The 15,097-nt window shown below is 68.7% G+C and carries 13 protein-coding genes and 3 pseudogenes; 11 read left to right on the plus strand and 5 right to left on the minus strand.

Features of this window, described 5'->3' with window-relative positions:
* The first annotated feature begins 496 nt into the window (after positions 1–496).
* Positions 497–1,063 (plus strand): RNA polymerase sigma factor, encoded by a 567-nt coding sequence (locus NCC78_RS06760; RefSeq protein WP_250792460.1) that lies wholly within the window; start codon positions 497–499, stop codon positions 1,061–1,063.
* Positions 1,060–2,142 carry a hypothetical protein gene (locus NCC78_RS06765; protein WP_250792462.1) on the plus strand — a complete coding sequence of 361 codons (1,083 nt, stop codon included), beginning with the start codon at positions 1,060–1,062 and terminating at the stop codon, positions 2,140–2,142. Before NCC78_RS06760 ends, NCC78_RS06765 begins: the two co-directional genes overlap by 4 nt.
* A gap of 637 nt (positions 2,143–2,779) precedes the next feature.
* Here NCC78_RS06765 and NCC78_RS32190 read toward each other — a convergent pair.
* A pseudogene (locus NCC78_RS32190) lies at positions 2,780–3,629 on the minus strand (IS701 family transposase); the annotation flags it as partial.
* Between the two features lie 162 nt (positions 3,630–3,791).
* Here NCC78_RS32190 and NCC78_RS06780 point away from each other — a divergent pair.
* Entirely contained in the window at positions 3,792–4,736 is a 945-nt protein-coding gene (locus NCC78_RS06780; RefSeq protein WP_250792467.1) for an aminoglycoside phosphotransferase family protein, read from the plus strand.
* 569 nt (positions 4,737–5,305) lie between these two features.
* Positions 5,306–5,488, plus strand: coding sequence for a hypothetical protein (locus NCC78_RS06785; RefSeq protein WP_250792469.1), 183 nt, complete (start codon positions 5,306–5,308; stop codon positions 5,486–5,488).
* 14 nt (positions 5,489–5,502) lie between these two features.
* Here the strand turns inward: NCC78_RS06785 and NCC78_RS06790 are convergent, their stop codons facing one another.
* Positions 5,503–5,793, minus strand: a complete 291-nt coding sequence (locus NCC78_RS06790) for a CPCC family cysteine-rich protein (protein ID WP_250792471.1) — start codon at positions 5,791–5,793, stop codon at positions 5,503–5,505.
* 128 nt (positions 5,794–5,921) lie between these two features.
* Between NCC78_RS06790 and NCC78_RS06795 the strand changes: the two are divergent.
* The 4 genes and pseudogenes from NCC78_RS06795 to NCC78_RS32195 form a co-directional block, all read left to right on the plus strand.
* Positions 5,922–7,154 (plus strand): annotated as a pseudogene (locus NCC78_RS06795) (replication initiator).
* A 501-nt stretch (positions 7,155–7,655) separates the two neighbouring features.
* Positions 7,656–8,078 carry a hypothetical protein gene (locus NCC78_RS06800; protein WP_250792473.1) on the plus strand — a complete coding sequence of 141 codons (423 nt, stop codon included), beginning with the start codon at positions 7,656–7,658 and terminating at the stop codon, positions 8,076–8,078.
* A gap of 503 nt (positions 8,079–8,581) precedes the next feature.
* Complete coding sequence (locus NCC78_RS06805) at positions 8,582–9,139, plus strand: SUKH-4 family immunity protein (protein ID WP_250792475.1); 558 nt, start codon at positions 8,582–8,584, stop codon at positions 9,137–9,139.
* A 40-nt stretch (positions 9,140–9,179) separates the two neighbouring features.
* Positions 9,180–9,421, plus strand: a pseudogene (locus NCC78_RS32195) (hypothetical protein); the annotation flags it as partial.
* Positions 9,422–9,575: 154 nt separating this feature from the next.
* Here the strand turns inward: NCC78_RS32195 and NCC78_RS06810 are convergent.
* Positions 9,576–10,151, minus strand: a complete 576-nt coding sequence (locus NCC78_RS06810; RefSeq protein ID WP_250792476.1) for a GNAT family N-acetyltransferase — start codon at positions 10,149–10,151, stop codon at positions 9,576–9,578.
* A 215-nt stretch (positions 10,152–10,366) separates the two neighbouring features.
* On the opposite strand from NCC78_RS06810, the gene NCC78_RS06815 reads away from it, so the two are divergent.
* Positions 10,367–10,864, plus strand: a complete 498-nt coding sequence (locus tag NCC78_RS06815; protein WP_250792478.1) for a YcxB family protein — start codon at positions 10,367–10,369, stop codon at positions 10,862–10,864.
* Between the two features lie 393 nt (positions 10,865–11,257).
* On the opposite strand, the gene NCC78_RS06820 is transcribed toward NCC78_RS06815, so the two are convergent.
* Positions 11,258–11,866, minus strand: a complete 609-nt coding sequence (locus NCC78_RS06820; protein ID WP_250792480.1) for a TetR/AcrR family transcriptional regulator — start codon at positions 11,864–11,866, stop codon at positions 11,258–11,260.
* A gap of 81 nt (positions 11,867–11,947) precedes the next feature.
* Between NCC78_RS06820 and NCC78_RS06825 the strand changes: the two genes are divergently transcribed.
* Entirely contained in the window at positions 11,948–12,805 is an 858-nt protein-coding gene (locus NCC78_RS06825) for an alpha/beta hydrolase family protein (protein ID WP_250792482.1), read from the plus strand.
* Complete coding sequence (locus NCC78_RS06830; protein WP_284706260.1) at positions 12,802–13,998, plus strand: YbfB/YjiJ family MFS transporter; 1,197 nt, start codon at positions 12,802–12,804, stop codon at positions 13,996–13,998. The genes NCC78_RS06825 and NCC78_RS06830 overlap by 4 nt, the downstream gene beginning before the upstream one ends.
* On the opposite strand, the gene NCC78_RS06835 is transcribed toward NCC78_RS06830, so the two are convergent.
* Positions 13,891–14,856, minus strand: coding sequence for an SMI1/KNR4 family protein (locus tag NCC78_RS06835; RefSeq protein ID WP_250792486.1), 966 nt, complete (start codon positions 14,854–14,856; stop codon positions 13,891–13,893). The genes NCC78_RS06830 and NCC78_RS06835 overlap by 108 nt on opposite strands.
* Between the last annotated feature and the right edge of the window lie 241 nt (positions 14,857–15,097).

Here is a 15,097-nt window from a genome sequence, read left to right on the forward strand (position 1 = left end):
ATCACACTTCCAGCGTCAGACTACTTGACGAGCTCGAAGCACCAAGCAAGCACGACGTCGGCGGGCGACCACCCCCGATTTTCACGCACGGCACGGGCGTCACGACAGAGTCAACGGGGACTACTTGTCCGGAAGCCGGGCAACCCCACTCGCGTAGCGTTCCGTAGCGAGCTCATCGCGGCTAGATCCGTGCGCCTGATGCGCGGCCGGCATCAGAGGTGCGCATCTGACCTCGGCCCGACGCACGGCCGGCGATGAAGCACGACGGGCGGTGGCGTCAGTTACTGTTCACGTCGCTCGTGACATCGCCGGGCCGCGTCACTAGTCAGGATCGTCGCCGGCACCGAGGGTTTGGGCCGCCTGGACCAGTGGATGCCAGCAGTCGGTCGAGTTCGGGTTGCGGCCAGGACGCTGGTGGTCGAGGCCGGCCTGGCGAGCACGGCGATTCCTGGAACGGGCTTGTCACGATGGGCGCTCGACCGGACATGGAGTAGACGTGAGCTCCGGGACTGAGCACGAGGACCGCTTCCGACGCGTTTACGCGGTCAACTTTGAGCCGCTGCTGGCGTACGCCATGCGGCGCGTCGAGCAGCCCGAAGACGCGGCCGACGTGGTCGCCGAGACGTTCCTCGTCGCCTGGCGGCGCAGCCGTGACATGCCGCCCGAGGCCGAGGTTCGGCTGTGGCTGTACGGCGTGGCCCGGCGGGTGCTGGCCAATCATCACCGCGCCGGAGTGCGCCGCAATCGGCTGGGCGAACGGTTGCGGCAACGGCTCAGGGTCGCCTTCGGCGTCGACCCGGGCAGCGACGTGCCCGAACGGCTCGCGGTCCACGCCGCGCTGGCCCGGCTGGGTGAGTTGGACCGGGAGGTGTTGATGCTGACCTTCTGGGAGGGGCTGGAGCCGCGCGAGGTCGCCGCGGTCCTGCGCGTGAGCTCGGCTGCGGTCCGTACCCGGCTGTCGCGTGCCCGGGCCCGGTTGCGAGATCTCGTCTGTGACGATCTCGGCCCGCCCGGACATGTACTCGACGTCATGGCCGTACGCACCCCCAAGGAGGGCAGATGACCGACGAGCACCTCGACCGAGTGGTCCGAGACGCCGACCCTTACCGACCGGATGTCATCAGGCACCTCGACGGGGCTGCACAGAACCTCCTGGAGGAGATCATGTCCGTGCCGACCCTCGATCGCGTCGCCGAACCGCCGGAGAGGCGCCGCCGGGCGCGCCGCGGCGTGGTGAGAAGCCTCGCTGGCCCGGGCGTCGCGGCTGCCGTTCTCGCCGGTGTCCTGGCCGTCTCGATCCTGAATGTCGATCAGCCGGGCGGCCGCCAGGCGTCCCCGGCGACCACCTCCGAGGGGACGAGAACCATCTCCTACTCGGCGATGGCGCTGAAGGCGGCCGAGCAGAACCCGCGGCTGCTGATTGATCAACCTGGCTGGAAGGCGACCACCGTCCACGGATTCGCCGAGAAGATCGGCACCATCGCCTTCAGCAACGGCGGACGGCACTTGGAGATGAACTGGTACCCGGCCGACCAGTACGACGGCTACCACAAGGACCGGCTCCAGGTCAGCAAGCCGGAGGCGGTGAAGGTCGACGGCCGGCCGGGCGACCTGTTCCGGTACAGCGCGAGCGACTTCGCGGCCATGCTCCGGCCTCGCGACGGTTCCTTCGTCGAACTGCGTACCGGGGGCGTCTGGACGCGTGCCGAGTTCGATCAGGTTCTCGCCGACGTGGTCCAAGTCGACGCCCGTACGTGGCTGGCCGCCCTCCCGGCGGAGATCGTCACGCCGGGGCGGGTGGAGGAGCAGGCGGCCAAGGTGCTCGCCGACGTGCCCCTTCCCCCGGGCTTCGACACCGCCGCGCTGAACGACGTCGGCACCAACGACGCCTACCAGTTCGGCGTCGCGGTGACCAGCCGGGTTGGCTGCGGATGGATTGCCGAATGGCTGCGCGCGAAGAAGGCCGGCGACGCCGCCGCCGTCCAGCGGGCCGGTGACGCGTTGCGCAGCAGCCACAAGTGGAAGGTGCTACACCAGATGAACGATGACGGTGACTGGCCGGAGGTGTTCTGGAAGACCGCCGACGAGGTGGCCGCCGGAAAGCCGCCCGCCGAGTACGGACAGGCCCTGGGCTGCGAGTAGCCGTCCCGGATCGCCGAGCAGCTTCTCGGGCAGGGCGCTGGGGATCAGCGGATCCTCAGCGCCCGACTCCTGCCCTACGTCTCACGCCGGAGGGCGGCATCGGCGGGGATGAAGCTCGGGTGAAACGCACCGGACTTGCCAGCATCTCTGCGGCGAACCCAGCCGCCCTGATAGTGCGCGGGCGACCGGACGAGCGACACGCGCCGCACTTCATCGAGGCGTTGACTCTCGTGAATAGCGCTGTGATCAGGGCGATGATCCGTAGGGTGGCTGACGCCAGGCGCACTGATCTCGACATGACAGGACGTTTCGTAGGCGTCGAACCTGCCGCCCCTAGCTCGTTGGATCTGCGCACATCAGTTGGCGGACATGTGCCGCGGATCTGTTGTCGGATCACATACGCCGCTCCGCACGTGCCGCCACGGGACAGGCTTGACACGCGTCCCACCAGGCGCTTGACATGGTCGTTCTGCCGTTAGTACTCCTGCCGGGGATCGTGATCACGGCTCGATGAGTGCTTGACGGGCGTAGTGGCTTTTCATGGCGGGGGCTTGGTGGCGGCGTCGGCGGACGGACCAGAGCAGCGCGTCGCTGTGGCGGCGGGCAGGTTCGATGATCAGCACGTTGAACGAGTGGCGTAGAAGGCCAGCTCGCCGGTGCTGCAGTTGCGGCGGATGAGCAGCCAGTGGAGCCCGCCGTGGCTGTCGGTGGCGCGGGGCAGGGCGACCAAGGACCAGTCGTAGTAGCGATAACCCTTCGCGCCTCGGCCAGCGGACATGCGCTGCCACGCGGCGGCGGGAAGCCCTGCGGCCAGCCTTCGACGCGGTAGACGCCGAGGCCGGTGCTTACCTGATGTGAGCGGGCCACGGCCAGGACGTAACCCACCCGCAGCGCGCGAAGCCGGGCGGCCAGACGCGGATCGTTGCCGTATGCCTCGTCGCCGGCCGCCCAGCGACACGGCAGCCCGCCGGTGACCGCAGCTTCGATCAGCCGGGCTGCCAGCTGTGGCTTGGTAGCGAAGCGCACCTGCTCGGGGACACCAGCCTCGGCGCGGCGCTGCGGGTCGTCGCACCAAGATTCGGCAGGTAGAGGGCCGTGTCCAGCATTGCGTGAGCTGTCTCGGTGGCGTAGACCAAGTGCACGGCGAGCTGGCAGTTCTCAATCTTGCCAGCCGTGCCGGAGTACTGCCGCTGGACGCCGACGGTGTGCCGGCCCTTCTTCAGGTCACCGGTTTCGTCGATGATCAGCACCGCCTCAACGTCACCGAGCTGCCGGCCGATGAACTCGCGGACGTCGGCACGCACCGCGGCGTCATCCCACTTCACCCTGTTCAGCAGATCCTGCATCCCGTCCGGACCGGCGTCGCCGGCGTGCTCGGCGATCGTCCAGCAGTTCTTACGCGGTAGCGGCGCCAGCAGGCCCCGGACCAAGTCGCCCATGCGCCGTCGGGGTTCCGGCCCGCGGAAGCGCTCTCCGATGGTCAACATCAAGTCGTCGAACAACACACTCCATCGCTGGGCGTCTACCCTGTATCCGGCAGCCACCGCTGCGTCATGGTCAGTCCACACAGCCGTCCATGATCACCGGTGGCTGCTTTCGCTCGCGCACCACATCGCGCTCAACCTCGATGGTCAGACGAGGACGGTTCAGTGAGTCATGTTCCGGATCTTGGTCCCCTGCCGCAGCGCATCACCGTCGACGCGGAACAGGTGCGTCGGCTCATCGCTGACCAGTTCCCGCACTTGGCCGACCTCCCGATTGAGCCGGTAGCCAACGGCGGCTGGGACAACTGGACCTTCCACCTCGGCCCCGAAAGGCTGGTGCGTCTGCCCACCGCTGCCGAGTACGCCTTGGCGGTCGACAAGGAACATCGGTGGCTGCCGGCCCTCGCCGCTCGGCTGCCGCTGCCCATCCCCGCCCCGGTGGCGAAAGGCAAGCCAGATGCGGGCTACCCCTATCCGTGGTCGATCTACCGGTGGCGCGACGGCGAGCCTGCGAGCGTGGGCCGCATCGCCGACCCAGTGCGATTCGCGATCGACCTGGCCGAGTTCCTAGCGGCCTTGCAGAGCGTCGACGCCGCTGGCGGTCCGCAGCCAGGTGTCCACAACTGGTTCCGGGGCGGCACCCTGCGCACCTACGACAAGAAAGTTGAGCGTGCGCTCGCGGAGTTGGACGGCCACGTCGATGCCGAGCTGGTGCGCGAGATCTGGACGAGGGCACTCGACGCCTGCTGGGACGGTGTAGACCGCTGGTTCCATGGGGACATCGCCCAGGGAAACCTTCTCCTTGCTGACGGCCAGTTGGCGGCCGTCATTGATTTCGGGACATGCGGCGTCGGTGACCCGGCGTGCGATCTGGCGATTGCCTGGACGTTGCTGACCGCTGACAGCCGGGAGGCATTTCGCAAGCGGCTGTCGGTGGATGATGCGACGTGGGCGCGCGGACGTGGCTGGGCCCTCTGGAAAACCCTCGCCACCTGCTCCTACACCTTCGAAGATCCCGAGGACGCAGAAGAATTCACGAACGCGCAACGCATCCTCGGCGAAATCTTCTCTGAATACACGGCCATCGCTGCCACCAAGCCTCGCCCGTGACAGTGATACGCCCTGGCACGCCCTCGTCCAGCCGTGATCACGATCCCCGGCTGGAGTATTAGCGTCTGCGAGCGGCAAGAATGACGGCGTGGTCGGCAATCTTGTTATTGCAGTGGCGGAGACCTTGGACGGAACGACTCGAGTACGCGTGTACCACTCGGGCGGCCCGGGCCAACTAGCTCGCAAGCGACGTGACCGTCCACCAGTCCTCGCTGATCAGCATGGGACCGACGCGCTGATCCAGCTGCGAGCAGCGCTGATGCTGCGGCCCGACACCGCCGTCGTGGCCTTGATGTGTTGGCCAGACTTGTGGCTGGAACTGCTCGGGCCTGACAACGCGCCGTTGACCACCATCGGGCTGCTGCACTCCGGCTGGCTGAGGTGTGAGCCCTACGGTGATCTGGAGCTGTACGACCGGACGCGGATCGTCCATTGGTTGAATCGCTGGGCTCCGGAGGCAGCGGCAACGATCGCCGGAAGGGTTGCGCCCAGCCGCCCTTAGCGGTCGCCGCATCTCCTGGGCGCGCCACGCGGCCGGGAGCGGCCTGGGGATTGGAACAAGATCGCGGATGGCTGGTCAGGTGGCTGCTCCCCGCCCCACCCATCACTGGACCCGCCCCGGCCCGGTGAACCCGGCGCCCGTCGCCCCGGCGCAGGTCGAGCCGGCCCGGCCAGCGCCAGTCGCCCCGGTCTCGCCGGCCGCGTTCGCCCGACGCAACGGCACCCCGCTCGTCGGCGAGATGACCCGGTGACAGTTGCAATCGCGTCAGGCCAGCGGGTGCTCGTCGTCCCGGGGCGGGCGCACACGCGCGAGACGCCTTCTGTCCGACGCTCCGAACTCGGCGAAGTTGCGTCGGCCCTGCGTCAAGCTCAGGTTCCTGTTCGGCCCACCCCGGATACGGCCGGCGTCTTGATCGTCCTGCCCGTCGTCCTCCCAAAAACACACCGGGCAGATCTCGTACATGCCTCGCTCGTCCAGCGTCAGGTAACCGCAGCACGGGCAGGCATACGGGCCACCCCCTCGACGAACGACGTTGACGAACGTTCCCTCCTCCACGGCAGGAATGCTGCCATCAAGGCCGCGAGGGAGGTGGCCCCGTAACCAACGCTCCAACGTTGCCCGGCCTCGCCCCGGCCACCACCGACGCTTCGCCCCGGCCGGGCTCCCGAGCCGCCCGGATGCTCATGCCCCGCTCCGTCGACGTCGTGGCCGACCTGGCCGCCGACTACGGCGTCTGCAACCGGCCCGTCAGCTTCGCCGCACCGACCTCGACTCCGGCCTTACTGAGGTCATCGACATGCGCGTGCGGCGCCACCCAGGAAGCCAAGTGCCCGGCCTGCGCCACCCGCGCCCGCCGGCTACGCCAGCAGCAGATCCGCGAGGGCTGGCACCGCGACGACGAACCCGACCCCGGCCCGAGGCGGCCACCGACGCGCAACGCGGCCTCATCGTCGCCCGTGCCCATCTGGAGTTCGCCCGCGACGAAGCCGCCCGCGCCTCGCAGTGGGACCAGGTCACCGACCTGGACGACGCCATCGCGGAACTGTAAGCCCAGATCACCACCGAAGGACTCCGCGGCCGACCCGCACCCCCGCGCGCCACCGACGACCAGGAAGACAGCGACGGCAAGCGGCGGGTCCGGTCGACCAAACGGCGGCAGGACGCCCCGGACCTGCCCGCCTCCCGGTGGAGAACCGCACAGTCGGCCGCTCCTACCAAGGGAACGGCGGGCAGGTGTTCCGGCCGTCGATGTTCCTCACCCTCGGCTCCTACGGCCGGGTGCACTCCGACGGAACTCCGGTCGACCCCGACAGCGACGACTATCGGGGGGCGGCGTGGGATGCGGTGCACTTTCCTCGGCTGCTTGATCGGTTCTGGCAGAACCTGCGCCGCGCGGTCGGCTGGAACGTCCAGTACGCCGGGGCCGTCGAACCGCAACGCCGTCTCGCCCCACACGCGCACTTCGCCATCCGAGGCACCATCCCCCGCACCCTGGTCCGGCAGATCGCCCCGCCACCTACCACCAGGTGTGGCGGCCCTCCGTCGACCAGCTCGTCTACGAACCAGGCAACGCCCCGCGGTAAGACGCCGACTCCGCCGGCTACCGACCCGGACACCGGCCAGCTGCTCCCGTCGTGGGATGACGCCCTGGACCAGGTCGACGCCGACCCCGACGCCCAACCCGTGCACGTCGTCCGCTTCGGCAGCCAGTCGACGCCAAGGGCGTCCTCGCCGGCACCAAGGACGCCGACCGGTGCGTCGGCTACATCACCAAATACCTCACCAAACAAGCCGCCGACTGCCACCAGGTCATTACCGGCCAGCAACGGCACACCTCGAACGCCTCTGGGCAGAGCTGCTCACACGCCCCCTCGATGACCAGAATGAACGACGGCACCTCGCGCCCGTCCGGGTAGGTCATCGTCACGGCAGGTTAGATCGCCTCGTTTGCTCGGCGCATAGCCTCACCATCCCCGGAGTTCACGGCGTCGATCCATGACGCGAAGATCGGTCGCAGCAATTGGAAAGCCGGCTCGGGCCGAAAGCGACCTCGATCCAAGGGAAGTCGAACTCTCGCTCATCGACCTCACCGACCAGCTCGCCGCGGTGGTACACCCGCCAGACCCTCTCCGCGTTCATCGCGGCAGCGTAGGCGGCGCTGCGCCGAGTCGCTCTCCCCGTCGGCATCTGGCGCCTGCTGCCCGGTGGCAAGCCGGCGTAGCCGGTGCGGCAGGCGGTCGCCGGAAGTTCGAGTTTGGAAGAGCGTGCTCAAGCGGTCGTGATGCCCGATACGCCAGGTCGCGCCAGGTGACTGGGTTGCGTTTCGTGCCCGCTCATCCTCCCCAAGAATGGCCCATCAATGGCGTGCCGGCTGGGTGCTGAGGCGACTGCCGCAGGAACACCTACAGTGCAGGACCGTGGATCTCACTGACTGCTTGGAGCGGGTGCTCGAACTGAGGAACGCACCGCTACCGGGCGCCGACGCCGCTGTGTCGAAGGATGGCGGACCTGGTTACCTGGTCCTGCACCTCAGCAGCAGTGGGGCTTTCTGGGAGGACCGGTCGCAGGCCAACGAGGTGTGGGACCAGTTCTCACAAGACTGCCTGGGGCTCACGGAGGTACTTGGCGGAGTGTGGGGGCCGGCGGGAAGTGTTGATCTGAGTCCGGTCCTTGATCGCGCGATGCAGGGGGAGACGGTTCCGGCGCTTGCCGGCGTCCTCTCGAACTTTGTGCCGTCCGTGTCTGCCTGGCGCTTTGAAGATCGCAGCGTCTGTGTCGGCGTCGGTCAGTGGGATGCGGATCTGCCAGTCGTGCTGGTGGCCGCAGCAGGTGAGCTGTAGTCAGCGTGCCTGTTGGTGGGGATCTCCTCGTCGGGCAGTTGCTGTCCCGTCACGGGAAATGCTTGACACTGCGGCCTCGGTTGATGCTTGACGCTGCGGCGATGTGCGGCCGGCTCCGCCGTTCTAGCGGAGCAATTGCGGTGACGGTCTGCGGCTCGGCGGCAAGGATGGCGCGTCGAGGGGGTGCGACCGCCGATGGCGCTCATGGATGGCACGGATCAACAGCATCGACCCGTCGCCCTGGTGACCGGTGCCGGCCGCAGCGCTGGCATCGCTGCATCGGTGGTGCTGAAGCTGGCTCAGACCGGTTGGGATGTCGGGTTCACGTACTGGACCCCGTACCACGCGAGGATGCCTTGGGGAGCAGATCCCGACGCCGTGACGCAACTTAGCGACCGGGCCGCCAAACACGGGGCAAGAACTGCGGCAATCGAGGTGGATCTCAGTGGCCCCCAGGCCACGGCTGACATCTTCGAGACGGTGCGTCGGCTAGCCTCTCGATCGTGGCAGCAGGCGATCTCCCGAGCCCTCCTGACTTCGAATCGCTTGAGGCGTGGGCTGGAGCTGGACGAGTCATCCGCGCTGGGGCATCGGACCTGGCCGGGTGGCGCCTCCCTGGGAAGCAGAAGGCGGCGTTGACTTCGTGCGGTGTGCCACTGCTGGAAAGCGTGGTCGACACGACCCTGTTCGCGGCGGAGCCCCAGGATGGGAGGTACCGCCTCGCCGGGACCAGGGTCGGCCTGTACCAGTCCGGTTGCACATACCTTGCGGAGCCGGAGACCGGGCTGGTGTCGGAGCTGGAGTCGTCCAGCGGACGCTTCAGGTTCGTCAACTCGTCGATCAACCACTGGCTGTGCTCGCTGCATCTGGTCGGCACATGGCTCGCGAGTTCGACGGCGATCCAGACTTGGGACGAGGACGAGGCGATAGAGGACGTCGCACTCGCCGAGCTCGCCGACTTGTTGCAACGGATCACGCACCTCGATCCGCCCGCATACGGCGACGTCGGCAATCACGAAACCCACTTCTGGCCAGCGGTTCTCGATCGGTGGCTGTACTGACGACTGCGGCGACCTCTTCTGCCGCTGGGGGCGTGCTGGCGGGGACGACTCCCTGTGGGGCGTCAACCGCAGGAAGAAGGGCGCCAAGAACACGCTGTTCACGATCGCCAACTCCCACCACCGCAACCACACCGTCCAGACCCGGGGCCTGCACGCCTACCTGCGCTGGCGCAACGCCAACGCCCGTCACCCCGACGTTCTCGCAGCCCAGCCCCGCGAACGCGCCACCCGCAGCGAGAAAGGCATCCGCTGGGCGGACGCCCACTCACAACGGCAGTCTGACCACACCGCGCCCCAGACCGTCTGGCTTCGTCCACGAGAACGGACAGCGCTCCGACGGCGTTTCGGGAGGCGTTCGGCCGTGTCCGCCTGGTGAGATGTTCATGATTTTCAACAGCGCTGCGCCTGCGTCCTAGCAGTGCTGTCGAGCACGAGCTCAAGCACACGGCGTGACCGGGGACCGCAGGCCGAGCCATTGCTCGGCGTCCCAGGCCTGGAACCGCTCTACCTCGGTGAACCCCAACTTTGCCGCGAGGCGCATCGAGCCGACGTTGGCGGTTTGGGTGCTGAGCACCACCGGCTCGCCGGGAAGAACGCCGTCGAACCAGTCGAGTGCCGCCGCGCACGCCTCGGCGGCGTACCCGAATCCCCGCGCCCGCGGCAAAAACAGGTAACCGAGATCGGCCTTCCCCGCGGCAGCCGGGCGACGGTGCCCCGTTGCTCTCCTGAGCAGGATCTGGCCGATCATCGCCCCGTCGAGATCAACGACGAAACTCCCGGGCCACCGCTCGGGCACCCCGGGCATCTCGCGCTCAAGCTCGTCACGCGGCCGGGGGCCGCCGAGGTAGGTGTGCACCTCTGGCGACGCCAGCAGCTCGATGAACGCCGAACGGTCCCGGGCCTCGGACTCACGGAGCACGAGCCTCTCGGTCCGGATCGGCTCAGGCGGCCAGGCGACGGGTCCGAGCTCAGTCATGTCGGCCAGCAAATCAACAGACTCGGCAGCGATCAAGGCTCGCGGACCCATCAACCCACCGGCCCGGGCCCGACCCTCACCTACGGGGCCGGGCCCTACAAGCCACGCCTGTAGGAACGGGACGCCTCCCGTTCTCGTGAACATCGGCTTCGGCAGCGGCGGGCCGCCTTCCGAAGTGCCGTACATCTGCTGTCGGGGAGGGGGCGGGAGTCAGGCACTGCCAGGGGCGGTGGGCGCACTATCGTTCTGGTGTGCACATCCGTTTTGACGTCCCAGCCGATCCCGCCTACCCGGGCCGCGTGGCCGCTGCGCTCGGCAGTGATCGGCTGCGCATGTACGGCTATATCGGCGCGGTGCTGGCGGCGGTCGGGGCGATCGGTTTGGCCGTCTCGTGGGGGTTCGCGTGGGGTGAGCAGATTTCGTCGCTGTGGATGGCGATGGTCGTGGGTGGCCTGCTGTCGATGCTGTACTGGCCGTGGGTGCGGTTGCGCGCCCGGCGCCGCTCCAGTCGCTACGCTGTCGAGGGCGCCTACGACATCACCGATGACAACATCATGATGCGCAGCGGCTCGGAGTCCGGCGGCATCGCCTGGGACGGGGTCGCCCAGGTAAGGGATACCCCTGAGTTCTGGATCGTGTACGTCGGCCGGATGCCGGCGACCGTGATCCCACGCCGGTTGATGTCCGCCGAGGATGCCGAGACGCTGCGAGCCTACATGGCCAAACGTGGGCTGCTCCGACTTCGGTGAACTCATTTGTCGCTGGCAATGTGCCGCGTTCGTGAGCGGGCCCAATCGACTGATGCGGCGTCCGGAGCCAGCGCGGTGCCAGCCGAGGCACTGGGTCGGCAGCTCACGATCCATCGTCACCTTACGCCGCGGCTGCAGGTACGGCGTAGATCGATGTGGAGCGTCGTGGGTGAGCGTGCTGGAGTTCGCCGCGGTTCCGTCATCTGAGACACCGATCCCACGGGCAACGTCCTGACCAGGCCCTTCAGGCTGGAGACCTCTTCGGCAGTCGACGCTTGCCGGACCAGATCTCCAGGCACGCGCTCGTTGTGCATCTGGCACGGCTACCTCGAGATCCCGGCGCACTGCACGGGTCCGTACATGCGCTCGGCTGTGGGCTGCACGGAACGTGATCTACGGTCGCGGGGCGGGCGCTGGGGTTGTAATGGCAGAGCGGAGCAGGGCCAGGGCTGCCTGTTTGGCCAGGAGGGCGGCCTCGGTGTCGGCGTGATGGTCGGCCAGGACCGTGGCGCCCACTCGTAGGGCCAGGAACTGCTTGGCAAGGTGGGTGGCGTTTGAGACACCTGCCCTGCGGGCTATGTCGGTGAGGACATCTAGCTGGCGGTCGAGGTGGTGGTGGGCCACGAGGCGGGCCGGGCCCTCGTGTTGCTGGGTGGCCGCGTTGAGGATGCCGCAACCCCGGAAGGTGGGCTCCTCGTGCCACTGGGCCAAGGCGTCGAAGACCGCGGCCAGCTGGGCGTAAGGCTCGTCGCCGGCCGCAGTCACGGCCTTGAGCACCCAGGCCATGATGCGCTGGCTGCGGGCCTCCAGGACTGCCCGCACCAGGCCCTCCTTGGAGCCGAAGTGGCGGTAAAGAGTCTCCTTCGACACTCCCATCGTGGCGCAGAGCTCGGCCACGCCGATGCCGTCGAGACCGCGCTGGTAGAGCAGACCGGTGGCGGCTCGGAGGATGCTGGCGCGGGTCTGGGCGGGATCCAGGGTCGCGCCCTTGGCAACAGGCATGAAGCAGATGGTACCGCTCGGTTCGAAGTGTCTGCTAGCTTATCGAACATCGAACCGAGCGGTTCCATCTGAGGAGTGTTTATGACGGCCGACTTTCTTGCGACCGATCCGCCGAGCGCTGATGCCCTGGCTGGCGGCACCCCGGCGAGCACGCCGGCGGTGACGTTCGCCAGCGGGGGCCAGACGCTGCTGGGGGTCCTGCACCTGCCGGCCGGGGATGGGCCGCATCCGATCGTCGTGCTACTGCACGGTTTCCCAGGCAACGAGCGCAACTTCGACCTCGCCCAGGCGCTGCGCCGGGCAGGGTACGCATCGTTGGTGTTCCACTATCGCGGCTCGTGGGGTATGGGCGGGTCCTGGTCGTGGGGCAACGTGCTCAACGATGCCGCCCGCGCGGTGGCCGCGGTCCGCGCGGATTCCCTGGTCGCCGCCCATCGGCTGGACCCGGGGCGGCTGGCCGTCGTCGGGCACAGCGCCGGCGGGTTCGCGGCGCTGATGACCGCAGCCGGCGACTCGGCGGTTCGTGCGGTCGCCTCGGTGTCCGCGTTCGACTTCGGCGCCGCAGCGGTGACCATGGCCGGCGACCCGGCGGCCCGGGCGGAATACGTCACGTCGTGGGGCGGTGAGCTGGGCCCACTGCGGGGCACCAGCGGTGAGGCGCTCGTCGCCGAGATGGAGGCGGCCGGGCCGTCGTGGCGGCTGGCCGGGCTCGCGCCCAAGCTGACGGACCGGGCGGTGCTGCTGATCGGGACCAGCCACGACCCGGTCACCCCGGCCGATGTGTATCACTGGCCGCTGGTCGAGGCCTATCGTGCCCATCCGGTCGACCGGCTGGAACAGCGGGTCTTCCCGGCCGACCACGCACTGTCCGACCACCGGGTGGCGCTGGCCCGCACGGTCGTCGACTTCCTCGACCGGCACCTGCGGACACCCGCTTGACCGGGCCGGCCCGCCGGCCTGCCCCCGGCGCGGACGCCGCGCCGGTATGGCGGTCGGCGCGCCTCGCGCTGGGGACGGCCTCGGCGCTCGGACTGGGACGCTTCGCCTACGGGCTGGTTCTGCCGGCCATGGCTGAGCGACTGAGCTGGGATCTCGCCCGGGCCGGCACAATGACCACGGCGAACGGGCTCGGCTACCTGGCCGGGGCGGTGGCCACCGCCGCGCTGGCCCGAAGACTCGGGGTCGCGGCAACGTTCCGGCTCGGCATGGTGCTGTGCGCGGTTTCCCTGGCAGCGACCGCCACCAGCGCCCACTATCCCGCGTTGCTCGCCGGCCGGGCGGTGGCCGGGTTCGGCGGAGCCCTGGTGTTCATCGCCGGGGCCGTCCTCGCCCCGACCGCGGTCTACTTTGCCGGCACCGGCGCCGGCATCGTGCTCAGCGCCGCCGTAGTCCCTCCCCTGCTGGACCAGCATCCGCAGCGCTGGCCGCTGGCCTGGGCGATCCTCGCAGCCGCCGCCGCCCTGGCCGCAGCGCTGAGCTGGACCGCCGCCGGGCCGGCCCCCATCGCCGGCGCCGACCGGCCGGCGACCCCGGTTCGTCGACTATGGCCGGTCGCGATCGTCTACCTACTGTTCGCCGCCGGCTACATCGCCTACATCACCTTCCTATCGGCATACCTGGCCGACCGGCACGCCTCAACCGTGCAGACCACTGTCACCTGGGTCCTGCTCGGCCTCGCAGTGATCGCCGCCCCGACCCTGTGGCAACGCCCAATCAGGCAGTGGCCGGGCGGCCGCACCCTCGGCGTGCTGCTGACAGGCATAGCCGGCGCCGCCGCGCTGGCGCTACTCGCGCCCGTCCCTGCGATCGTGATCGTCTCCGCCATCACCTACGGCGCGACGTTCATGGCCGTTCCGGCCGCCGTCACCGCCCTGGTCCGCGCCACCACGACACCCAAAGAGCTGACCGGCACGCTGTCGGCTTTCACCATCATCTTCGCCGCCGGCCAGATAGCCGGCCCCTGGCTGGCCGGCGCCCTAGCCGACCACACCACCAGCGCCGCCACCTTAGGTTGGACTGCCGCACTATGCGCCGTAGGCGCCATCCTGGCCATCACGACTGTGCGGGAGCGCCCGTCCCCCGGACCACACGGAAGCGCCCGGCCTGCGATGACAAGCACCCCCCACGAGTAACACCCGAACCGCTGACCGCGCAGAAATGAGCACAACCGGTTCGGTTCGCGAGAACCCACTTGTTGACCACGCCGAAAGCGGCGTCGAGGTTGGCACGTGACCAGTCAATCTGGGGTAGACATCGACCGTGTGGAAAGGACGAGCCGGCGCGCACGCAGTGGACTTCACGTCTGACTGACCGCATCCTAATCTGCCGCGATCCGCGCGGTCATGCCGATGTGAGTCCGTCGTCTCCCGGCCGGGCTCGCGTCGAGACGGTAATGGTGTGGGACTTCCGTCGGTACGGTTCGCCCACGCGTTCCACTCCTCCACTGTGGTGATCTGCACGCCCTCGGGCAGCAGGAATGGGCTCGCTGTCGTGGCGGCCACCGTGAATGGCTTGAAGTCGTGATCCGTGAGCATGTGGTAGATGAACTCCGACATGCTCATGTCGTATCGGTGCCACGGTTCGGCGCCGTCCGTGCGGGCGACCACCGGCCACGCCGCCGGATCGGTCTCCGCGTCCGCGAGCCAGTAATACTCACCCTCGGTTTGATCGCGACCCCAGCCGAGCAGACCCGGCCGCCCGGGACCGCCGTACAGGTCATACGGCGCGTAGAGGCCCGCATATTCCGGATGGAATACCCGGTCCCACCGCCAGGAGTAGAACAGGCCCTCCGTCGCCGCGTCACTGCGCGGCCGCAGGAGCCACAGGAATCCAGAGTAGTAACCGCCGCCGAGCAGCGACCACAGCTCGCGGTAGTCGGGCGGCAGGGTCGTACCCAGCTCGGCCTCGACCGGCTTCCAGTCGATGTCACGCGGCTCCGGCCGCGCGCCGGCCGCCTCGATGACCCGCTGCGTCCATGACATGATCGTCATCCTGCCAAAAGCGTTGGGAACCGTCGCACGTGTTCGCTCTTGCCGCGATCAGCGCGCTGAGGTGTCGCAGATCAGTTGGCGGACGAATGTCGCGCATCAGTCGACGGAGGATACCGCCGAGGCCCGCGCACTGCCGCATTGATCTCTTGAGGATCAAGGCGGCCCGCAAAGCGGGCCGCGCCGGCCCGGCCCCGGCCTGCTGGCGGCCTCCGGCCGGCATCGGCCGGCCCGGCCGGCCACG

It is taken from the genome of Micromonospora phytophila (genome assembly GCF_023656545.1).
Lineage (GTDB): Bacteria > Actinomycetota > Actinomycetes > Mycobacteriales > Micromonosporaceae > Micromonospora > Micromonospora phytophila.

Coding starts and splice junctions, on each gene's coding strand:
- NCC78_RS06765 (WP_250792462.1), top strand. CDS start 1,060: ATGACCGACGAGCACCTCGACCGAGTGGTCCGAGACGCCGACCCTTAC.
- NCC78_RS06785 (WP_250792469.1), top strand. CDS start 5,306: ATGGCTGGTCAGGTGGCTGCTCCCCGCCCCACCCATCACTGGACCCGC.
- NCC78_RS06820 (WP_250792480.1), bottom strand. CDS start 11,866: ATGCCTGTTGCCAAGGGCGCGACCCTGGATCCCGCCCAGACCCGCGCC.
- NCC78_RS06825 (WP_250792482.1), top strand. CDS start 11,948: ATGACGGCCGACTTTCTTGCGACCGATCCGCCGAGCGCTGATGCCCTG.
- NCC78_RS06835 (WP_250792486.1), bottom strand. CDS start 14,856: ATGACGATCATGTCATGGACGCAGCGGGTCATCGAGGCGGCCGGCGCG.